Origin of the sequence: Neptuniibacter sp. QD29_5, assembly GCF_047778125.1 — a bacterium.
Lineage (GTDB): Bacteria > Pseudomonadota > Gammaproteobacteria > Pseudomonadales > Balneatricaceae > Neptuniibacter.
Map to the genome: position 1 here is coordinate 3,467,171 of NZ_CP180556.1, position 21,083 is coordinate 3,488,253.

Sequence of the window (21,083 nt, forward strand, 5' to 3'; positions counted from 1 at the left end):
TCTTATTAGCTAAAGCCGTTACTCAACTGTTACCGACTTAGCCAAATTTCGTGGCTGATCCACGTCCGTACCTTTCAAAATCGCTACATGATAAGAGAGCAACTGTAGCGGAATGGTGTATAGCACGGGCTGCATGATCTCATCACATGTCGGCATATTCAGTACATAAGTGCCTTCTTCCGATTGCACTTTGTCAGAGCCTGCGAAGACAAACAGTTCACCACCACGAGCGCGGACTTCCTGTAGGTTTGCCTTCAGCTTATCCAACATATCGTTCTGTGGGGCTACTGCGACGACTGGCATCTCTTTATCGACCAGCGCCAATGGGCCGTGTTTTAGCTCACCTGCTGGGTAAGACTCCGCGTGGATATAGGAGATCTCTTTCAGCTTAAGCGCACCCTCTTTTGCCACAGGGTACAAAGTGCCGCGGCCAAGGAACAGAGAATGATTCTTTTCAGCAAAGGATTGCGCCATCTGCTCAATATCACTATCCATTGCAAGAGCTTGCTGAACCTGTTCAGGAAGCTTTTTAAGCGCGGTGATGATGGCTGCTTCAGTTTCTTCGGTTAAGCCATTACGACGGCCAAGTGCGATTGTCGTTAGCATCAACACCACTAGTTGTGTCGTAAACGCTTTAGTCGACGCCACACCAATCTCTGGACCCGCGTTAGTCATCAAGGCCAAATCAGATTCACGCACCAAAGAGCTGCCCGGAACGTTGCAGATAACCAGGGACGCCAAAACACGATCCTGAATTTCACGTAGCGCAGCTAACGTATCTGCTGTTTCACCAGACTGTGAAATGGTCAGAAATAGCGTACCTTCAGGAATCACAACTGAACGGTAACGGTACTCACTGGCAACCTCGACCATACATGGGATACCGACGAGATCTTCGATCCAGTACTTAGCAATCAAACCGGCGTGGAAACTCGTACCACAGGCAATAATTTGTACCTGCTTAACCTGATCAAACACTTCAGCTGCTTTCACGCCAAAGCATTGTTCCAGCAGTTTATCTTCGCTGATACGCCCTTCTAAACATGCTTTGATCACCTCTGGCTGCTCATAGGTCTCTTTAAGCATATAGTGCTTAAATTCACCTTTATCGGCAGAGCTTACACCGTGTTCAAACTGGCTAACTTCGCGCTCTACTTTTTTGCCGGAGATATCCGTTACCGTGATATCTGCCGCCGTTAGGGTCGCAACATCACCATCTTCCAAGAACATAAAGCGGTCAGTTACTTGTAAAAGCGCAAGTTGATCGGAAGCGATAAAGTTCTCGCCAATACCAACACCGATCACCAACGGGCTACCTTTACGCGCGGTTACCAACTGGGAAGGATCCGCTTTTTCGATCACGCCCAACGCGTAAGCACCTTCAAGCTGGCCAATAATATTGGAAACGGCAGTGTGCAAAGAGCTGGTTGATTTAAGCTCTCTCGCAAGTAAGTGTGCTATTACTTCAGTATCAGTTTCTGAGCTAAATTTATAACCATCGTTTTGCAGATCAGTTTTTAGCTCTTCAAAGTTTTCGATAATACCGTTGTGCACTACGGCCAGTTGATCGCCCGACATATGCGGGTGAGCATTCGCTTCACAAGGTACGCCGTGAGTAGCCCAACGAGTATGTGCGATACCTGTAGTGCCCACTAAAGGCTGCTCTTGTAAGGCATCAGAAAGGGCTTGAACCTTGCCATTACGGCGACAACGTTGAATACCCGCTTCTGTCTGCAATGCGACGCCAGCAGAGTCATAACCGCGATATTCCAAACGACGCAAACCTTCAAGCAGGATTTCCTGAACTGGCCTAGCTGCAACAGCACCTACAATTCCACACATGATTAGTTTCCTTTTTTCTTAGGACGCGGCCAGTTTTTCAATTCAGTTTGTTTTGCACGAGTAATCGCAAGTGCATCATCGGATACAGGTTTAGCAATCGTTGAACCTGCACCTACAGTCGCCATAACGCCCACTTTAACCGGTGCAACAAGGGCTGTATTGGAACCAATAAATGCGTTGTCACCAATTTCTGTCAGCGACTTATTCACGCCGTCGTAGTTACAAGTAATAGTACCTGCGCCTATGTTTACATCTTTACCCAATACAGCATCGCCCACATAAGAAAGGTGATTGATCTTGCTTCCTTCACCCACAATCGCTTTTTTGGTTTCAACAAAGTTACCAACCTTAGCTTTAGCAGCAAGCTGAGTGCCTGGGCGTAAACGTGCAAATGGACCGATATCACAAGATTCAGCAATCACAGCATCTTCAATCACTGTGTTTGCCTTGATATGGGTACCCGCTGCAATAGTGCAGTTTTTTAGGTAACAGTTTGGTTCGATTACAACATCGTCACCCAGTACAACATCACCCTCTAAAACAACGTTTACATCGATCAGTAGATCCTGACCAATAGAGACATTACCACGCACATCAACACGCGCTGGATCAGCTAAAGTTGCACCGTTCACCATCAACCATTCAGCACGTTGTAACTGGTGCCAGCGTTCTAGTTCGGCCAACTGAACGCGGTTGTTAACCCCTTGGACTTCCTCTTCAGCTTCAGGCTGAATCGCGATGATCTTCACGCCACCATTGGCAGACATCGCGATGATATCAGTCAGATAATATTCGCCTTGCGCATTTTCAGAGGATAGCTGCGGTAACCAATCAGCAAGATACTGACTCTTAACCGCTAAAATTCCGGTATTTACTTCATTGATCAAGTGCTGCTCTGGCGTAGCATCTTTATGCTCAACAATCGCCACAACTTTGTCTTCGCTGTTGCGTACGATGCGGCCATAACCAGTAGGATCTTTTAGATTCACTGTCAGTAGTGCCAAGTCACCTGTAGCAGCGATATCCACCATCTCTTGCATAGTGGCAGCTTGTGTTAACGGCACATCGCCATAAAGCACAAGCACAACACTGTCATCAGCTACTTCAGGCATCGCCTGAGCCACCGCATGCCCTGTTCCTTTTTGTTCTGCCTGCAGAGCAAAGTTAAGCGCTTGACCCTGTAGCTCTTCACGTAATTTATCCGCGCCGTGACCGATGACAACGTGCGTGTTTACCCCCTGTAGTGACGATGCAGTGTCGATTACATGTTGCACCATCGCTTTACCGCCAACCTTGTGCAGTACTTTTGGGAGTTTGGATTTCATACGGCTACCCTGACCAGCAGCCAAAATGACAACGTCTACAGACATAGTCTTACCTTTCCTTTGTAGGTTTACGCTTTATTTCCATCGCACTTTAAAGTAAAAATGAAACCATACAATCCCTTTTGTCACAAATTTTATGACAATTATGAATAACGACGTTTTTAAAATATTGGGCTTAAACCCCAGAGAAATTGAGATCTACAAAGCCTTATTAACTTTAGGGGCAAGTTCTATACGAACAATTGCTGACAAATCAGGGGTTAACCGCGGTAGTACCTATGAAAGTCTCAAAGAGATGCAGCAAAAAGGGATTGTGACTTATCAACCTAAAGGTAAACGGCGCTTATTCGCCCCTGTAGATCCAGATATTCTTTTGCAGCTGGCTGAAGATCGCCGACAGAGCTTAGATAAAGCGATCGACGAGCTGAAACAAAGCATTATTCCGGAGCTGCAGCACCTTAAACCTGACTTTAATACTGCCAATGTCAGCTTCTATGAAGGCGATGACGGTATAGAGCACGTACTGAAAGATATTCTGATCACGGTGTCTAGCTCAGATGCTGATAGCTACTCCGTCTTCTCCTCTAAGCCGATCAGGAAGCACCTCTATCGACCCTTCCCTAACTTCACTAATCAGCGCATACAACGTGGAATTAACGTACGTGCCATTGCAATCGGTGATGGCGGTGAAGACGCTCTGCTTTCCGAACGTAAGTGGATCAAAACAGAAGGTAAAGTGGATGCAGCTTATATCGCGATCTACCCACCTAAATGCGCAATCATCTCACTCGCTTCAGAAAACTACCCAACAGCGGTAGTGATTGATTCGCCGGAAGTGGCCGGTGCGCAGAAGATCATCTTTGATACGCTATGGCGACTACTGTAGCTCGCCCCAAAGAATAGCATTCTTGTTAAAAGCTTAACCCTATCTCAATTAGCCAATCCAAATAGAGTTATATTATAACATTTCACTTCATGTCATAATTGGCCGGTTTTATAGCCACTCACCCGAAGTACGAGACACAGAGGTATTGCAGCAATGAATGACACATTGATTAAGAACGCGATCATCATCAATGAAGGTGAACAAAGAGAGGTCGATCTAAGAATTAAAGACCAAAGAATCGATCTAATTGCTGCTGATATAGACCCGAGATCTACCGACACGGTTATCAATGCTAAGGAGTGCTGGCTGCTTCCGGGAATGATCGACGATCAGGTGCATTTCCGTGAACCAGGTTTAACACATAAAGGCAGTATCGCAACCGAATCGCGCGCGGCAGTTGCCGGGGGTATCACTAGCTATATGGAGATGCCAAATGTTAACCCTTCAACAACCAATGCTGCTGCACTAGAGAATAAATACAATATTGCTGCGCAAAACTCGGCAGCGAACTATGCATTCTATCTAGGAGCTACGGAAGATAACTTAGACGATATAAAGGCCTTAGACCCAACCAAAACCTGTGGCGTAAAAGTGTTTATGGGTGCCTCTACCGGTAACCTACTTGTCGAGAACCCAACAGCTTTAGAAGGGATCTTCCGTGAAAGTCCTGTCTTAATAGTAACCCATTGTGAAAGCGGACCGGTTATTGCCAATAACCTAAAACGTGTTCAAGACACCAGGCGTAAGATTACGATCCACGACCACCCTATTATTCGTGATGATGAAGCCTGCCTTGCTTCCTCCTCTTACGCAGTAGAACTGGCGAAGAAATACCAAAGCAAACTTCATGTTCTGCATATAACAACAGAAAAAGAGCTGAGCTTATTCCAATCAGGCCCTGTCCAAGGCAAGAAGATTACAGCAGAAGCTTGCGTACATCATCTATGGTTTAGTGCTGAAGATTACGAAACTCGCGGAAATTTAATTAAATGTAACCCTGCGATTAAAACCCTGCAGGATCGCAACGCGCTGCTAAATGCACTTAAAACGGGACAGATCGATATCATCGCAACCGATCACGCTCCGCATACACTAACCGAAAAGCTGGTTAATTATTCAAATGCGCCAGCAGGCCTTCCCCTTGTTCAGCACGCGTTACTCACTTTGTTAGAGCACGTTAATTTAGGCCGTATGTCGATCGAACAAGTTGTCGAGAAGGTATGCCATAACCCAGCTATTCGTTATGGTGTTTTAGATCGAGGATTTATTCGTGAGGGTTACTTTGCCGATCTAGTTCTAGTTGATCCGAAAAAATCGACATTGGTAAGCCATGCGAATAGCCTATACCACTGTGAATGGACTCCGTTTGACGGCCTAGAATTCTCGGGTCAGATAAAATCGACTTGGGTAAATGGACACCTGGTATATGATGGTACACAGACACTAGTTCAGGAAGGCATTGCTAAACCATTAGCCTTTTCTGGTCTATAACAGTCTAAAGATACACTCAACTTCTAATAAAAAATAACAAAGCCTCTTCATCTGTTAGAGGCAATAATTAGGAGCAACAATGCTTAGAAAGTGTCCGGCGGGCTACTACCCTGAAGTGTCAGACAAGGCCTTTATTGACCCTACCGCCATCATTTGTGGTCGAGTGATTATAGAAGATAATGTTTTTGTTGGACCTTACGCTGTAATCAGAGCCGATGAGGTTGATGCATCAGGTGAGATGCAGCCCGTACTAATCAAACAAGGCTCCAACCTGCAAGATGGCGTAGTGATTCATTCAAAAGCCGGTGCTGAGGTTGTGGTGGGTGAACGCACCTCCATCGCCCATCGCTCAATTGTACATGGCCCATGTACTGTTGGTGACGATGTATTTATCGGCTTCAACAGTGTCGTCTTCCGCTGCCATATAGGTGACGGTAGCGTGATTAGGCACAACGCTGTGGTCGAAGGAGTAGATCTACCAGAACGCTCTCACGTGCCGCCTATGACAGCTATAGCGCATGAGTCAGATCTAGCTTCGATTGAGAAAGTAACAGCTGAATTCTCTTCGTTTTCAGAATCCGTCGTCTCAGCCAACCATGTACTAGTCGAAGGCTATAAAGAGCTAGGCGGCGACCTATAAGTGCTTGCTAGTTGCTAGTTGCTAGTTGCTAGTTGCTAGTTGCTGGAGAGTCTATGTGGATTAAGCCGAGTGTAAATAATTCGTTCAGTATTGCTTTGCTTTCTTTAGCCCAACACGAAAAAACCCCGATCACAGTGTGACCGGGGTTTTCTCTTAATTAAATGCTTGGCGATGACCTACTCTCACATGGGGAAGCCCCACACTACCATCGGCGATGTTGCGTTTCACGTCTGAGTTCGGGATGGATTCAGGTGGTTCCACAACTCTATGGTCGCCAAGCAAAACTGTTACAACTTAGATCTGATTCTTCTTTTATTTGATCTAGATAGTTCTTCGACTGTAGCTTAACTACGCGCTAATTCGTTACTCTCTATCGTCTTACGTATCTTACAAGTCACTTGCCAAACGCCTTGGGCGTTATATGGTCAAGCCTCACGGGCAATTAGTATTGGTTAGCTCAACGCCTCACAGCGCTTCCACACCCAACCTATCAACGTCGTAGTCTTCAACGGCCCTTTAGGGGAATCAAGTTCCCAGTGAGATCTCATCTTGAAGGAGGCTTCCCGCTTAGATGCTTTCAGCGGTTATCCCGTCCGAACGTAGCTACCCGGCAATGCAATTGGCATCACAACCGGTACACCAGAGGTTCGTTCACTCCGGTCCTCTCGTACTAGGAGCAACTCTTCTCAAATCTCAAACGCCCACGGCAGATAGGGACCGAACTGTCTCACGACGTTCTAAACCCAGCTCGCGTACCACTTTAAATGGCGAACAGCCATACCCTTGGGACCGGCTTCAGCCCCAGGATGTGATGAGCCGACATCGAGGTGCCAAACACCGCCGTCGATGTGAACTCTTGGGCGGTATCAGCCTGTTATCCCCGGAGTACCTTTTATCCGTTGAGCGATGGCCCTTCCATACAGAACCACCGGATCACTAGAACCTACTTTCGTACCTGCTCGACGTGTCTGTCTCGCAGTCAAGCACCCTTCTACTCTTGCGCTCATTGCATGATTTCCGACCATGCTGAGGGTACCTTCGTGCTCCTCCGTTACTCTTTGGGAGGAGACCGCCCCAGTCAAACTACCCACCACACAATGTCCCCGATCCCGCTTAGGGAACTGGGTTAGAACCTCAACATTACCAGGCTGGTATTTCAAAGGTGGCTCCACCCTATCTGGCGACAGGGTTTCAAAGCCTCCCAGCTATTCTACACAAGTAATGTCAAAGTCCACTGTGAAGCTGTAGTAAAGGTTCACGGGGTCTTTCCGTCTAGCCGCGGGTAAACTGCATCTTAACAGCTATTTCAATTTCACTGAGTCTCGGGTGGAGACAGTGTGGCCATCGTTACGCCATTCGTGCAGGTCGGAACTTACCCGACAAGGAATTTCGCTACCTTAGGACCGTTATAGTTACGGCCGCCGTTTACCGGGGCTTCGATCAAGAGCTTCGCGCAAGCGCTAACCCCATCAATTAACCTTCCGGCACCGGGCAGGCGTCACACCCTATACGTCCTCTTTCGAGTTTGCAGAGTGCTATGTTTTTAATAAACAGTCGCAGCCACCTGGTATCTTCGACCGGCCTCAGCTTAGGGAGCAAGTCCCATCACCAAAACCGGCGCACCTTCTCCCGAAGTTACGGTGCCATTTTGCCTAGTTCCTTCACCCGAGTTTTCTCATACGCCTTAGTATTCTCTACCTGACCACCTGTGTCGGTTTAGGGTACGGTTAGTCATAACCTGAAGCTTAGAGGATTTTCCTGGAAGCATGGCATCAACTACTTCAGTCCATAAAGGACCTCGTCATCGATTCTCGGTCTTAAAAGAGCCCGGATTTACCTAAGCTCTAAACCTACTATCTTAAACGCGGACAACCAACGCCGCGCTAGCCTAGCCTTCTCCGTCCCCCCATCGCAGTTATGAGCAGTACAGGAATATTAACCTGTTTCCCATCGGATACGCTCTTCAGCCTCTCCTTAGGGGCCGACTCACCCTACCTCGAATAGCGTTGGATAGGAACCCTTGGTCTTCCGGCGGGGAGGGTTTTCACCTCCCTTATCGTTACTCATGTCAGCATTCGCACTTCTGATACCTCCACGGTGCCTTACAGCTTCCGCTTCAACAGCTTACAGAACGCTCCTCTACCATGCACAAAGTGCATCCGTAGCTTCGGTGTTATGCTTAGCCCCGTTATATCTTCCGCGCGGGCCGACTCGACTAGTGAGCTATTACGCTTTCTTTAAAGGGTGGCTGCTTCTAAGCCAACCTCCTAGCTGTCTAAGCCTTCCCACATCGTTTCCCACTTAGCATAAACTTTGGGACCTTAGCTGACGGTCTGGGTTGTTTCCCTTTCCACGACGGACGTTAGCACCCGCCGTGTGTCTCCCGTGATTGAACTCATGGGTATTCGGAGTTTGCATCGGGTTGGTAAGTCGGGATGACCCCCTAGCCGAAACAGTGCTCTACCCCCCATGGTTAGACACGAGGCACTACCTAAATAGTTTTCGAGGAGAACCAGCTATCTCCGAGTTTGATTAGCCTTTCACTCCTATCCACAAGTCATCCGCTGGCTTTTCAACGACAGTCGGTTCGGTCCTCCAATGCATGTTACTGCATCTTCAACCTGCCCATGGATAGATCACTCGGTTTCGGGTCTACTCCTAGCGACTGGACGCCCTATTAAGACTCGGTTTCCCTACGGCTCCGCAAATGCTTAACCTTGCCACTAAAAGTAAGTCGCTGACCCATTATACAAAAGGTACGCAGTCACCGTCCGAAAACGGCTCCCACTGCTTGTACGTACACGGTTTCAGGGTCTATTTCACTCCCCTCACAGGGGTTCTTTTCGCCTTTCCCTCACGGTACTGGTTCACTATCGGTCAGTCAGGAGTATTTAGCCTTGGAGGATGGTCCCCCCATATTCAGACAGCGTTTCACGTGTGCCGTCCTACTCGATTTCACTTTAAAAGACCTTTCACATACGGGGCTATCACCCACTATGGCCACACTTTCCAGAGTGTTCTGTTAAATCTAATAAAGCTTAAGGGCTAGTCCCCGTTCGCTCGCCGCTACTTAGGGAATCTCGGTTGATTTCTTTTCCTCTGGGTACTTAGATGTTTCAGTTCCCCAGGTTCGCCTCTAATAACCTATGTATTCAGTTAAAAGATACCTATAAATAGGTGGGTTTCCCCATTCGGAAATGTCCGGATCAAAGGTTGTTTACCACCTCCCCGAACCTTATCGCAGGTTACAACGTCCTTCATCGCCTCTGACTGCCAAGGCATCCACCGTGCACGCTTAGTCACTTGACCATATAACCCGAAGGCGTCTGGAATCACAGTAACTTGTATTGCTAGTAACGATAGATTTCGCCGAATTGGCGCATGCAGTAAAACTACATGTCTTAAATCTAAATCAAATGAATCAAATCCAAATTGTTAAAGAGCGTTTAAAGCAAAAAAGCTTTAAAAGATAATGTCTTAAACGACAATATGTTTTAAAACTCTTCCTTCTCATCCAGAGGATGATGGTGGAGCTATGCGGGATCGAACCGCAGACCTCCTGCGTGCAAAGCAGGCGCTCTCCCAGCTGAGCTATAGCCCCAAGAAAAACAGTAAGGCTATTGATTGGTAGGCCTGAGTGGACTTGAACCACCGACCTCACCCTTATCAGGGGTGCGCTCTAACCAGCTGAGCTACAAGCCTACACCGTTGCTCTTAACTTCTCTGATCAGATAATTCGTGTGAACGCTTGCCGAGAATCGGCTTTCGTTTAAGGAGGTGATCCAGCCCCAGGTTCCCCTAGGGCTACCTTGTTACGACTTCACCCCAGTCATGAACCACACCGTGGTAACCGCCCTCCCGAAGGTTAAGCTAGCTACTTCTGGTGCAATCCACTCCCATGGTGTGACGGGCGGTGTGTACAAGGCCCGGGAACGTATTCACCGCGACATTCTGATTCGCGATTACTAGCGATTCCGACTTCATGGAGTCGAGTTGCAGACTCCAATCCGGACTACGACCGGTTTTCTGAGATTAGCTTACCCTCGCAGGTTCGCGGCCCTCTGTACCGGCCATTGTAGCACGTGTGTAGCCCAACTCGTAAGGGCCATGATGACTTGACGTCGTCCCCACCTTCCTCCGGTTTGTCACCGGCAGTCTCCTTAGAGTTCCCACCCGAAGTGCTGGCAAATAAGGACAAGGGTTGCGCTCGTTACGGGACTTAACCCAACATTTCACAACACGAGCTGACGACAGCCATGCAGCACCTGTCTCAGAGTTCCCGAAGGCACGAAACTATCTCTAGTAACTTCTCTGGATGTCAAGAGTTGGTAAGGTTCTTCGCGTTGCGTCGAATTAAACCACATGCTCCACCGCTTGTGCGGGCCCCCGTCAATTCATTTGAGTTTTAACCTTGCGGCCGTACTCCCCAGGCGGTCTACTTATCGCGTTAGCTGCGCCACTAAAAGATCAAGTCTCCCAACGGCTAGTAGACATCGTTTACGGCGTGGACTACCAGGGTATCTAATCCTGTTTGCTCCCCACGCTTTCGCACCTCAGTGTCAATATCGGTCCAGGTAGTCGCCTTCGCCACTGGTGTTCCTTCCTATATCTACGCATTTCACCGCTACACAGGAAATTCCACTACCCTCTACCGTATTCTAGATTGGCAGTATCAGGTGCAGTTCCAAGGTTGAGCCCTGGGCTTTCACATCTGACTGACCAATCCACCTACGCGCGCTTTACGCCCAGTAATTCCGATTAACGCTCGCACCCTCCGTATTACCGCGGCTGCTGGCACGGAGTTAGCCGGTGCTTCTTCTGCAGTTAACGTCACAGCTAGCAGGTATTAACTACTAACCTTTCCTCACTGCTGAAAGTGCTTTACAACCCTAGGGCCTTCTTCACACACGCGGCATGGCTGCATCAGGCTTGCGCCCATTGTGCAATATTCCCCACTGCTGCCTCCCGTAGGAGTCTGGACCGTGTCTCAGTTCCAGTGTGGCTGATCATCCTCTCAGACCAGCTAGAGATCGTCGCCTTGGTGAGCCATTACCTCACCAACTAGCTAATCTCACGCAGGCTCATCCAATAGTGCAAGGTCCGAAGATCCCCTGCTTTCCCCCGTAGGGCGTATGCGGTATTAGACCAAATTTCTCTGGCTTATCCCCCGCTACTGGGTAGATTCCTACGCGTTACTCACCCGTCCGCCACTCGTCATCAACTAGCAAGCTAGTCATGTTACCGTTCGACTTGCATGTGTTAGGCCTGCCGCCAGCGTTCAATCTGAGCCATGATCAAACTCTTCAGTTTAAATCATTTGTGTTACCAGGAATGTGGTAACGGGCTCTAGTACTAAACAACCGGATAACATTCTTAAGAACGTTAAACCTTTGTAAATCGCTTTAAATGAATTCACTTGGTTGCTTGTCTAGAAAAAGTTTGCTTCTTCTCAACAAGCGCCCACACGAATTATCTGATCAAATTGTTAAAGAGCGTTGCTTTCTTGACTCTCCGCTGACTCAGCGTTTCGTCTCAAGCGAGGCGCATATTCTACTGTGCGCTCATCCAAAGTCAACCGTTTATTTTGCAATTTTGTGAAAAGTTTTTACTCAGCAACCGGACTTTGAATCCTACTCCGCAAGCGATCTCAAAAACCAATATTTTCAATCACTTATCAAGCACCTTATTTAGGTCTGCAGCCCCTTAAAAAGCGGCCTCCCTAAGCAAGGACGGCGAATTCTACAGATATATAAAAAGGCGTCAACACTTAATTTAAAAAAATTGGCATCTGGTTAAGGCCGGCACCTGTAAGCTGTGCGTTTTTTCAAATGCGTAATGTTAAAAGGTGCCCTATGAAACGGGTTAACTCCATAGCTGCCCCCTTGCAAATAACAAACATTGAGAACTTTTTGTGTCTGCCCCAATCAGAAACAAAAAAGGCAACCCGAAGGTTGCCTTTTAGAACTAATGATTTGTAAGAGTCAGTCTTAACGACCAAGCTTCTTACGAATCTGCTGTAGGGTACGAAGCTGAGCCGCAGCTTCAGCCAGCTGACTCGCTGCTTTAGAGTATTCGAACTCTGCAGTTTTATCAGACATCGCCTGTTCAGCATGTTTCTGTGCTTCTTGAGCTTTCGCTTCATTAAGGTCTGCAGCATGTAGAGCAGTGTCTGCAAGTACAGTTACCTTATGAGGCTGAACTTCAATGAAGCCACCGGATACGTAGAAGATATCCTGTTCGCCACCCTGTTTGCGTAGCTCGACAGGGCCTGGTTTTAGTTCCGTCAGAAGCGGAGCGTGACCTGGATATACACCCAGATCACCCAGGCTACCTGTTACGGATACGAATTCAATAAGGCCAGAGAATAGTTCTTCTTCAGCACTTACGATGTCGCAATGAACAGTCATAGCCATATTTATACCTCGTAAAGGTTAGCTAAAGGCAATTACATGCCTTTAGCTTTCTCGATCGCTTCGTCGATACCACCGACCATGTAGAACGCCTGCTCTGGCAGATCGTCGTACTGGCCTTCCAGGATGCCTTTAAAGCCGCTGATAGTTTCTTTCAGTGGCACGTATTTACCAGGAGCACCGGTGAATACTTCAGCTACGAAGAACGGCTGAGATAGGAAACGTTGCATCTTACGAGCACGTGCTACCAGAGCTTTATCTTCTTCAGACAGTTCGTCCATACCTAGAATCGCGATGATGTCTTTCAGCTCTTTATAGCGCTGTAGTACACCCTGAACGTTACGAGCGATCTCGTAGTGTTCTTGACCGATTACTAGTGGGTCTAGCTGACGAGATGTAGAGTCCAGTGGATCTACCGCTGGGTAGATACCTAGCTCTGCGATTTGACGAGACAATACTACTGTTGCGTCAAGGTGAGAGAAGGTTGTCGCTGGAGACGGGTCAGTCAAGTCATCGGCTGGTACGTATACCGCCTGGATAGACGTGATGGAACCAGTCTTAGTAGAAGTGATACGCTCCTGAAGAACGCCCATCTCTTCTGCTAGAGTTGGCTGGTAACCTACCGCTGAAGGCATACGACCTAGAAGTGCTGATACCTCAGTACCCGCTAGTGTGTAACGGTAGATGTTGTCTACGAACAACAATACGTCACGACCTTCGTCACGGAATTTCTCAGCCATAGTCAGGCCAGTCAACGCTACACGTAGACGGTTACCTGGAGGCTCATTCATCTGACCGTATACTAGAGATACTTTATCCAATACGTTGGATTCTTTCATCTCGTAGTAGAAGTCGTTACCCTCACGAGTACGCTCACCTACACCGGCAAATACGGAGAAACCTGAGTGCTCGATCGCGATGTTACGGATCAGCTCCATCATGTTTACGGTTTTACCTACACCCGCACCACCGAACAGACCAACTTTACCACCCTTAGCGAACGGACATACAAGGTCGATTACCTTGATACCAGTTTCTAGTAGTTCGTTAGATGCAGACTGCTCATCGTAAGAAGGCGCTTTACGGTGAATAGGCATACGCTCTTCTTCACCGATTTCGCCACATTCATCAATTGGGTTACCCAATACGTCCATGATACGACCCAGTGTTGCTGTACCAACAGGTACAGATACTGGAGCACCAGTGTTTGCAACTTCCAAACCACGGCTTACGCCTTCTGTTTGGCCCATTGCAATCGCACGTACAACACCATCACCCAGCTGTTGCTGAACTTCAAGTGTCAGGCCGGTTTTAGATACAGTTAATGCATCGTAAACCTTCGGTACAGAGTCACGTGGGAATTCCACGTCTACTACCGCGCCGATAATCTGAACAATAGTTCCGCTACTCATGTTCGGATCCTCTTAAAATTTAACCTGTGACCTGTTATTAAACAGCTGCAGCACCACTAACGATCTCAGAGATTTCCTGAGTAATCGCTGCTTGACGAGCTTTATTGTAAATCATCTCTAGCTCGTCAATCATGTCGCCAGCATTGTCTGTTGCGTTCTTCATCGCCAACATACGTGCTGCCTGTTCACAGGCATTGTTCTCAACCACGGCCTGGTAGACCAAGGACTCAACGTAACGAACCAGCAAGCTGTTTAACAGCTCTTTAGCATCTGGCTCATATAGGTAATCCCAATGATGGTTAAGCTTTTCTTCGTCGTCTTCCGCCTTCAGTGGAAGCACCTGATTGACTACAGGCTGCTGTGTCATCGTGTTAACGAAATCGTTAGATACGATAAACAGTTTGTCCAGCTTGCCTTCGTCGTAAGCATCTAGCATGACCTTAACTGACCCGATTAGATCCGCCACTTCTGGCGCATCACCTAGGTGAGTTTTTGCTGCTACTACATTGCCGCCATAGTTCTTAAAGAAAGATGAGGCTTTGCTACCTAGCGCACAGACATCGATGTCGATGCCTTGGTCATGGAACTCTTTCATGCTTTTAACAGCTGCTTTGAACGCATTCACGTTCAAACCACCACACAAGCCACGGTCGGTTGCAACAATTACAAAACCAACTCGCTTAGTCTCACGCTCCTGCATGTACAAGTGTCTGTACTCAGGGTTGGACTTGGCTAGGTGCTGGATTACACCACGGATACTCCGCGCGTACGGGCGAGAAGACTCCATGCGATCCTGTGCTTTACGCATCTTAGAAGCAGCAACCATTTCCATAGCGCTGGTAATCTTCTTAGTGCTCTGCACACTCGCAATTTTTGTCTTAATCTCTTTTCCGACTGCCATAGTTCCGCCTATATAGCTTTGTGTTAGATCTGCATGACTAGCATGCAGATCGATCACTCAAAACGAGTTCTTACCAAGCTTGTGTAGACTTGAACTTCTCGATACCAGCCTTGAACTGAGCAGCAATCTCATCAGAGTAGTTGCCAGTTGCGTTGATGTCGTTCATAAGATCAGCGTATTCGCTGTTGAAGAACGCAATCAAAGCTGCTTCGAAGTCCAGTACTTTATCAAGTGCTACACCTTGTAAGTAACCTTCGTTAGCAGCGTACAGGCTAAGACCCATGTCAGCGATAGACATTGGAGAGTACTGTTTCTGCTTCATCAGCTCAGTTACAGACTGACCGTGCTCAAGTTGTGCACGAGTAGCGTCATCAAGGTCAGAAGCGAACTGTGCGAATGCCGCAAGTTCACGGTACTGTGCAAGTGCTAGACGAACACCGCCACCTAGTTTCTTGATGATCTTAGTTTGAGCTGCACCACCTACACGGGATACGGATAGACCAGCGTTGATTGCTGGACGTACACCAGAGTTGAACAAGTCAGTTTCTAGGAAGATCTGACCGTCAGTGATGGAGATTACGTTTGTTGGTACGAATGCGGATACGTCACCACCTTGAGTTTCGATTACAGGCAGAGATGTTAGGGAACCAGTCTGGCCCTTAACTTCACCGTTTGTAAACTTCTCAACGTAGTCAGCGTTTACACGCGCAGCACGCTCAAGTAGACGAGAGTGCAAGTAGAATACGTCACCAGGGTATGCTTCACGACCTGGCGGACGACGTAGCAATAGGGAAATCTGACGATAAGCCCAAGCTTGCTTAGTTAGATCATCATAGATGATCAGAGCGTCTTCACCGCGGTCACGGAAGTATTCACCCATTGTACAACCAGAGTATGGAGCCAAGAACTGCATTGCTGCAGGGTCAGCGGCACCAGCAGCTACAACGATCGTGTGATCCATTGCGCCGTGCTCTTCAAGCTTACGTACAACGTTAGCGATAGTAGACTGTTTCTGGCCTACTGCAACGTAGATACATTTAACGCCTGTACCTTTCTGGTTGATGATAGCGTCGATAGCAATCGCAGATTTACCAATCTGACGGTCACCGATGATTAGCTCACGCTGACCACGACCGATTGGAACCATTGAGTCGATTGCTTTAAGACCAGTCTGTACAGGCTGATCTACGCCTTGACGCTCGATTACACCAGGTGCAACCTTTTCAACAGCGTCAGTTAATTTAGTTTCTACAGGGCCTTTACCATCGATCGGGTTACCCAGAGCGTCTACTACACGACCCTGCAGTTCCGGACCAATTGGTACTTCCAAGATACGGCCAGTACAACGTGCAGTAGCACCTTCTACTAGATCCTGGTAGTCACCCAGTACTACAGCACCAACGGAGTCGCGCTCAAGGTTAAGCGCCATACCGTAGATACCGCCAGGGAATTCAATCATTTCCCCGTACATAACGTCAGCAAGACCGTGGATCGTAATGATACCATCGGAAACGCTCACTACAGTGCCCTCATTACGGGCTTCTGAAGTCACATCAAGAGTTTCGATGCGCTTCTTGAGAATCTCACTGATCTCAGAAGGATTCAGTTGCTGCATGCTTTTATTCCCCTAGGAATTCATCGCTTCGGCCAACTTCGCGAGTCGCGCGCGAACAGAGCCGTCGATCACCAAGTCGTCAGTGCGAACTACTACACCACCCAAGATAGACTTATCTACTTGTGAGGTCAGTGCTACATCGCGACCTAGTTTAGTTTTCAGTGCCTGAGCAAGTTTTTCTTGCTGCTCGTCCTGTAGTTCAAACGCCGTAGTCACTTCGATATCCAGTGACTTTTCCTGATCTGCTTTCAGTTTATTAAACTGAGCGCTGATCTCAGGCAGTATCTCTAGGCGTTTGTTCTCAGCTAGAAGCTTAAGAAAATTCTTACCCGCGTCATCTGCTTCTTCGCAGATATTGATCATCAGATCAGCTTTCTGCGTATCTGTCAGTGCAGGGTTACCCAGTACACGCACTACGTTCTCTTCTGATGCTGCAGCAGCAGCCAGAGCTAGCGTAGCGGACCACTGATCGAGGTTACCCTTATCCATCGCGTACTCGAAAGCAGCTTTGGTATAAGGCCGAGCGACAGTGTTGACTTCAGCCATCGTTAAACCTCGCTTTAAAGCTCAGCGGCCAGTTTTTCAACAAGCTGCGCGTGTGCCTTCTCATCAATAGAAGCTTCTAGTACTTTCTCAGCACCAGCCAATGCAAGTGTAGCTACCTGAGCGCGCAATGCTTCGCGTGCTTGGTTAACTTCTTGCTCTAGTTCAGCTTCTTTAGCCGCTTTAACACGGTTAGCTTCGTCTAGAGCCTTGTCTTTAGCTTCTTCGATAATCTGGTTAGCCCGCTTGTTGGCCTGTTCAATGATGGCGGCTGCTTCTTCTTTGCCCTTACGCATATTTTCAGTGGCTTTTTCTTGAGCCAACTGCAAGTCACGCGCAGCGCGTTCAGCAGCGTCCAGACCTTCAGCAATCTTCTTTTTGCGCTCTGCAAGTGCAGCCGTAATTGGCGGCCACACGTACTTCATGCAGAAAACAACAAAGATAAAGAATGCGATTGCCTGGCCAATGATGGTGATATTGATATTCACGCCATTACCTCTCGCGGTTGTTAATTAAGTAGAACTCGATAGTCGTTGCTTTTACGAGTGACTACTTATGCAACTGCGAACATTAGGTACATGCCAAGACCTACACCGATCATAGGTACCGCATCAACAAGACCCATTACGATGAAGAACTGAGAACGTAGTAGTGGTACTAGTTCAGGTTGACGTGCAGCACCTTCCAAGAATTTACCACCTAGGTTACCGATACCTACAGCAGCACCAATAGCAGCAAGGCCCATTAGAACCGCAGCAGCCAGGAATACTAAAGCGTTAGCCATTTCCATCAGTTTTTCTCCACATTTAAGTTTAAAAGTTAAAGTTTAAAATTTGTTAAAACAGGTTAAAACAGTACTTCAGTTCATGAATTACTTATTAGTGATCGTCATGTGCCATCGCAAGATAAACGATAGTTAGCACCATGAAGATAAACGCCTGCAAAGTAATTACTAGAATATGGAAGATTGCCCATGGCACAGATAGTACCCACTGCGCCCAGAAAGGAAGCAGAGCAATCAAGATAAAGATCATTTCACCCGCATACATGTTACCGAATAGTCGTAGCGCCAGAGAGATTGGCTTAGCCAGTAGGCCTACAACTTCTAGGAACAAGTTGAAAGGAATCATCCATTTACCCATTGGCTGTAGAGACAGCTCAGCAAGGAAGCCAGAAACACCTTTCTGCTTAATGCTGTAGTAAATGATCAAGAAGAATACGCTGAACGCCATACCAAGAGTAGCGTTAGGGTCTGTAGTTGGTACGATCTTCATGTAGCCAACGCCCATTTGTGCAGCGATATAAGGAACCCAATCGATTGGAACAAGGTCCATAAGGTTCATCAGGAAGATCCAGACGAAAATTGTTAGCGACAGAGGCGCAATAACAGGGTTCTTATGGTGGAAAATACCTTTAACGTTATCGTCAACAAACTCAATAATTGTTTCGATAAAGTTCTGGGTGCTTCCAGGTACGCCGGACGTAACTTTTTTCGCTACGCTACGGAACAACCAAAGGAAGAAAATACCCAAGCCAACAGACCAAAGCATAGTATCCACGTGGATTGCCCAAAATCCGAAATCGCCAGGCATGATACCGTTTGCAGTATCTACGAAGCGCCAGCTATCCGAAGCTTCATGATAGCCGAACGTCAGATTCGTCAAGTGGTGGGATATATACTCTGAGGATGTTACTGTGTCGCTACTAGCCATTCTCAGTTTCTCTCGTTCAAAGTTTCAGGAATCTTGTATTCAGGTTCATCTGACCAATCCAACCTAAGATCTGCATCAGAATGAACGTGCCAAATAAGGAAAATGGATTCAGGGGCTGAATCAGTATAAATACGGCAGCAAAACCTACCGCACTTAAAGCCATTTTCCATATTTGGCTCACATACATTTCGGCTAACGCTTGCTTAGCACTCTGACCTGCACTAAATCTCAATGCTCGATCAGCGAAATAGAGGGTAGGTAGAAGGTATAAAACTCCACCTAGCAGTGCCGAATATGCAGTTTCTAAGTTCACTAGTAGTAAACCAGCGCAAAGTAATAAACATATGACTGCTTGAATCAGAAAAATTCTAAATATACGACCGCGTGTTTTACGACTATGGGCTCCCTGCTTGAGGTTCCCCTTGCCCACTGACATTCCAACGCAACCTTACTTAAATTCTGTTCTGACTCTACGCCCCATTTAAGCGCACGCACCCTAAAATGCGAGCCGATTATATGAGCTTAGGGCCTCCGAAACAACAGGCAGTTTACCCATTTGCACTAATGTCGTAGCAACCCTTGCTCTGAGTCACCTTAACTTCAGTGCCAAAGTAGTAATTCAACGCTACTTATTTCAATAATTTCAAAATACTGTCTAAAGATTCAGCATCATCGTAACTGATGGTGATTTTGCCTTTTCCTTTGGCATTTTCACTAATCGCCACCTTAGTTGCGAAGCGCATAGACAACTCACCAGCCAATTCACCTAGGCGAGGGTTAGGTTCTGCTTTTGGTTTTTCTTCCGTTTTAGAACCACCGTCTTGAAGCTTTTTCACTAACGCTTCCGCTTGGCGAACAGATAGACCTTGGCCTGATACTTCCTGTGCTGCAATTAGCTGTTGCTCAGGTTCTAGTGCCAACAATGCCCGCGCATGACCCATTTCTAAGTCGCCGTATTCAAGCATCTTCTTCACTTCATCGGTCAGCTTCATCAGGCGAAGTAAATTGGTTACCGCAGAACGCGATTTACCTACTGCATCAGCCACTTCCTGCTGAGTCAGTTCAAATTCGTCTTGCAGTCGCTGAAGAGAGATCGCTTCTTCGATCGGATTTAGGTTTTCACGCTGGATATTCTCGATAAGTGCCATAGCAATGGCCGCTTCATCCGGAACATCTTTCACGATTGCAGGGATCTCAGATAGGTCAGCCATCTGAGTGGCACGCCAACGGCGTTCACCTGCGATAATTTCATAGCGATCAGAATCAACCGGACGTACCACGATCGGCTGCATAACACCTTGGGCACGAATCGAGTTGGATAGTTCTTCCAAAGCTTGAGGCTCAATATCGCGACGTGGTTGATAACGTCCACGTTGAATCACACTGACAGGAAGCAACTGATAACCATCTATAGATTCAGCGCTTTGAACGGATACCTGTTCTTCTACATCAGTAACGCTGGACAATAGAGCATCCAGACCTTTGCCAAGCCCACGCTTTTTAGCCATTGATTATGCTTCCTGTGACTGTTCTTTTTCTTCAAGTTTGGTACGACGAATCAACTCACCCGCCAAAGCTAAGTAAGCTACGGCTCCTCGGGAGTTTTTATCGTAAAGTAGTGCCGGCAATCCATGGCTTGGTGCCTCAGCTAAACGGACGTTTCTCGGGATTACGGTGCGATAAACTTTATCACCAAAATACTCTACCAGATGTGTAGAAACGTCTTTGGTCAGGCTCATTCGCGGATCGAACATGGTCCGCAAGATACCTTCAATTTTCAAACTAGGGTTTAGACGGGCATTGATTTTATCGATCGTGCCGATCAATGCCGAGATACCTTCCAATGCGTAATATTCGCACTGCATTGGAATAATAACGCCTGCTGATGCTGCTAATGCGTTAACTGTTAGTAGGTTTAGAGATGGCGGATTATCGATCAAGACGTAGTCATAATCCTCATCAACTTCCATCAACGCCATTTTAAGACGAAATTCTCGACGAGGAATCTGCAATAGCTCAACTTCAGCAGCGGTTAGATCACCATTTGAGCCAATGATATCGAAACCTGCCGCTGTGTCTTTAAGGATCGCCTCTTTGATATTCACTTTGTCGGTCAGAACTTCGTAGACCGTATTTTCCAAAGTGTGTTTATCAACGCCGCTGCCCATACTGGCATTGCCTTGCGGATCCAAATCCACCAGCAATACGCGCTTTTTGGTTGCAGCCAATGAAGCAGCCAGATTTACGCAGGTTGTTGTTTTACCTACGCCTCCTTTCTGGTTTGTGATCGTTAGGATCTTTGCCAC

Annotated in this window: 16 protein-coding genes, 2 tRNA genes and 3 rRNA genes; 3 read left to right on the forward strand and 18 right to left on the reverse strand. The window is 47.3% G+C overall.

The window, feature by feature from the left end:
- Window positions 1-18: 18 nt before the first annotated feature.
- Together glmS and glmU are read right to left on the reverse strand one after the other, a co-directional pair.
- Window positions 19-1,842, reverse strand: a complete 1,824-nt coding sequence (glmS, locus tag ACMXYR_RS16585) for a glutamine--fructose-6-phosphate transaminase (isomerizing) (RefSeq protein ID WP_415902404.1) — start codon at window positions 1,840-1,842, stop codon at window positions 19-21.
- 2 nt (window positions 1,843-1,844) lie between these two features.
- The gene (glmU, locus tag ACMXYR_RS16590) at window positions 1,845-3,212 is read right to left on the reverse strand and encodes a bifunctional UDP-N-acetylglucosamine diphosphorylase/glucosamine-1-phosphate N-acetyltransferase GlmU (RefSeq protein ID WP_415902405.1); all 1,368 of its coding nucleotides are present in this window, start codon (window positions 3,210-3,212) and stop codon (window positions 1,845-1,847) included.
- A 100-nt stretch (window positions 3,213-3,312) separates the two neighbouring features.
- Here glmU and ACMXYR_RS16595 point away from each other — a divergent pair, with 100 nt between their 5' ends.
- From ACMXYR_RS16595 to ACMXYR_RS16605, 3 genes are all read left to right on the forward strand, one after another.
- The gene (locus ACMXYR_RS16595) at window positions 3,313-4,053 is read left to right on the forward strand and encodes a TrmB family transcriptional regulator (RefSeq protein WP_415902406.1); all 741 of its coding nucleotides are present in this window, start codon (window positions 3,313-3,315) and stop codon (window positions 4,051-4,053) included.
- Window positions 4,054-4,206: 153 nt separating this feature from the next.
- On the forward strand, window positions 4,207-5,544 hold the full coding sequence (locus tag ACMXYR_RS16600; protein ID WP_415902407.1) for a dihydroorotase: 1,338 nt from the start codon (window positions 4,207-4,209) through the stop codon (window positions 5,542-5,544).
- Between the two features lie 79 nt (window positions 5,545-5,623).
- Window positions 5,624-6,184, forward strand: coding sequence for a carbonate dehydratase (locus tag ACMXYR_RS16605; protein WP_415902408.1), 561 nt, complete (start codon window positions 5,624-5,626; stop codon window positions 6,182-6,184).
- 163 nt (window positions 6,185-6,347) lie between these two features.
- Here ACMXYR_RS16605 and rrf read toward each other — a convergent pair.
- The 16 genes from rrf to ACMXYR_RS16685 all read right to left on the reverse strand — a co-directional run bounded on the left by rrf (window position 6,348) and on the right by ACMXYR_RS16685 (window position 21,083).
- A 5S ribosomal RNA gene (rrf, locus tag ACMXYR_RS16610) occupies window positions 6,348-6,463 on the reverse strand.
- A 142-nt stretch (window positions 6,464-6,605) separates the two neighbouring features.
- Window positions 6,606-9,493 (reverse strand): 23S ribosomal RNA (locus ACMXYR_RS16615).
- A gap of 216 nt (window positions 9,494-9,709) precedes the next feature.
- Window positions 9,710-9,785: transfer RNA gene (locus ACMXYR_RS16620), tRNA-Ala, on the reverse strand.
- Between the two features lie 24 nt (window positions 9,786-9,809).
- Window positions 9,810-9,886: transfer RNA gene (locus ACMXYR_RS16625), tRNA-Ile, on the reverse strand.
- 68 nt (window positions 9,887-9,954) lie between these two features.
- A 16S ribosomal RNA gene (locus ACMXYR_RS16630) occupies window positions 9,955-11,494 on the reverse strand.
- The 16S, 23S and 5S rRNA genes sit together here with 2 tRNA genes alongside, the layout of an rRNA operon.
- A 677-nt stretch (window positions 11,495-12,171) precedes the next feature.
- Window positions 12,172-12,597 (reverse strand): F0F1 ATP synthase subunit epsilon, encoded by a 426-nt coding sequence (locus tag ACMXYR_RS16635; RefSeq protein WP_415882942.1) that lies wholly within the window; start codon window positions 12,595-12,597, stop codon window positions 12,172-12,174.
- A 32-nt stretch (window positions 12,598-12,629) separates the two neighbouring features.
- On the reverse strand, window positions 12,630-14,006 hold the full coding sequence (gene atpD / locus ACMXYR_RS16640; RefSeq protein WP_415882943.1) for a F0F1 ATP synthase subunit beta: 1,377 nt from the start codon (window positions 14,004-14,006) through the stop codon (window positions 12,630-12,632).
- A 37-nt stretch (window positions 14,007-14,043) separates the two neighbouring features.
- A complete protein-coding gene (atpG, locus tag ACMXYR_RS16645) occupies window positions 14,044-14,907 on the reverse strand; it encodes a F0F1 ATP synthase subunit gamma (protein ID WP_415884693.1) in 864 nt (287 codons plus the stop codon).
- Window positions 14,908-14,977: 70 nt separating this feature from the next.
- Window positions 14,978-16,522 carry a F0F1 ATP synthase subunit alpha gene (atpA, locus tag ACMXYR_RS16650; RefSeq protein ID WP_415882944.1) on the reverse strand — a complete coding sequence of 515 codons (1,545 nt, stop codon included), beginning with the start codon at window positions 16,520-16,522 and terminating at the stop codon, window positions 14,978-14,980.
- A 12-nt stretch (window positions 16,523-16,534) separates the two neighbouring features.
- On the reverse strand, window positions 16,535-17,068 hold the full coding sequence (locus tag ACMXYR_RS16655; RefSeq protein WP_415882945.1) for a F0F1 ATP synthase subunit delta: 534 nt from the start codon (window positions 17,066-17,068) through the stop codon (window positions 16,535-16,537).
- Window positions 17,069-17,082: 14 nt separating this feature from the next.
- Window positions 17,083-17,553, reverse strand: a complete 471-nt coding sequence (locus ACMXYR_RS16660) for a F0F1 ATP synthase subunit B (RefSeq protein ID WP_415892916.1) — start codon at window positions 17,551-17,553, stop codon at window positions 17,083-17,085.
- 65 nt (window positions 17,554-17,618) lie between these two features.
- Window positions 17,619-17,855, reverse strand: a complete 237-nt coding sequence (gene atpE, locus ACMXYR_RS16665) for a F0F1 ATP synthase subunit C (RefSeq protein ID WP_415882947.1) — start codon at window positions 17,853-17,855, stop codon at window positions 17,619-17,621.
- An 88-nt stretch (window positions 17,856-17,943) separates the two neighbouring features.
- Window positions 17,944-18,777, reverse strand: coding sequence for a F0F1 ATP synthase subunit A (gene atpB / locus ACMXYR_RS16670; RefSeq protein WP_415882948.1), 834 nt, complete (start codon window positions 18,775-18,777; stop codon window positions 17,944-17,946).
- A gap of 16 nt (window positions 18,778-18,793) precedes the next feature.
- Window positions 18,794-19,090 carry an ATP synthase subunit I gene (locus ACMXYR_RS16675; RefSeq protein ID WP_415882949.1) on the reverse strand — a complete coding sequence of 99 codons (297 nt, stop codon included), beginning with the start codon at window positions 19,088-19,090 and terminating at the stop codon, window positions 18,794-18,796.
- Window positions 19,091-19,406: 316 nt separating this feature from the next.
- The gene (locus ACMXYR_RS16680) at window positions 19,407-20,285 is read right to left on the reverse strand and encodes a ParB/RepB/Spo0J family partition protein (RefSeq protein WP_415882950.1); all 879 of its coding nucleotides are present in this window, start codon (window positions 20,283-20,285) and stop codon (window positions 19,407-19,409) included.
- A gap of 3 nt (window positions 20,286-20,288) precedes the next feature.
- A complete protein-coding gene (locus ACMXYR_RS16685) occupies window positions 20,289-21,083 on the reverse strand; it encodes a ParA family protein (RefSeq protein ID WP_415882951.1) in 795 nt (264 codons plus the stop codon).

Excerpts from the sequence above, each read along its gene's own strand:
- glmS (WP_415902404.1), bottom strand. The coding sequence starts at position 1,842 with ATGTGTGGAATTGTAGGTGCTGTTGCAGCTAGGCCAGTTCAGGAAATC.
- glmU (WP_415902405.1), bottom strand. The coding sequence starts at position 3,212 with ATGTCTGTAGACGTTGTCATTTTGGCTGCTGGTCAGGGTAGCCGTATG.
- ACMXYR_RS16595 (WP_415902406.1), top strand. The coding sequence starts at position 3,313 with ATGAATAACGACGTTTTTAAAATATTGGGCTTAAACCCCAGAGAAATT.
- ACMXYR_RS16600 (WP_415902407.1), top strand. The coding sequence starts at position 4,207 with ATGAATGACACATTGATTAAGAACGCGATCATCATCAATGAAGGTGAA.
- ACMXYR_RS16605 (WP_415902408.1), top strand. The coding sequence starts at position 5,624 with ATGCTTAGAAAGTGTCCGGCGGGCTACTACCCTGAAGTGTCAGACAAG.
- ACMXYR_RS16635 (WP_415882942.1), bottom strand. The coding sequence starts at position 12,597 with ATGGCTATGACTGTTCATTGCGACATCGTAAGTGCTGAAGAAGAACTA.
- atpD (WP_415882943.1), bottom strand. The coding sequence starts at position 14,006 with ATGAGTAGCGGAACTATTGTTCAGATTATCGGCGCGGTAGTAGACGTG.
- atpG (WP_415884693.1), bottom strand. The coding sequence starts at position 14,907 with ATGGCAGTCGGAAAAGAGATTAAGACAAAAATTGCGAGTGTGCAGAGC.
- atpA (WP_415882944.1), bottom strand. The coding sequence starts at position 16,522 with ATGCAGCAACTGAATCCTTCTGAGATCAGTGAGATTCTCAAGAAGCGC.
- ACMXYR_RS16655 (WP_415882945.1), bottom strand. The coding sequence starts at position 17,068 with ATGGCTGAAGTCAACACTGTCGCTCGGCCTTATACCAAAGCTGCTTTC.
- atpE (WP_415882947.1), bottom strand. The coding sequence starts at position 17,855 with ATGGAAATGGCTAACGCTTTAGTATTCCTGGCTGCTGCGGTTCTAATG.
- atpB (WP_415882948.1), bottom strand. The coding sequence starts at position 18,777 with ATGGCTAGTAGCGACACAGTAACATCCTCAGAGTATATATCCCACCAC.
- ACMXYR_RS16680 (WP_415882950.1), bottom strand. The coding sequence starts at position 20,285 with ATGGCTAAAAAGCGTGGGCTTGGCAAAGGTCTGGATGCTCTATTGTCC.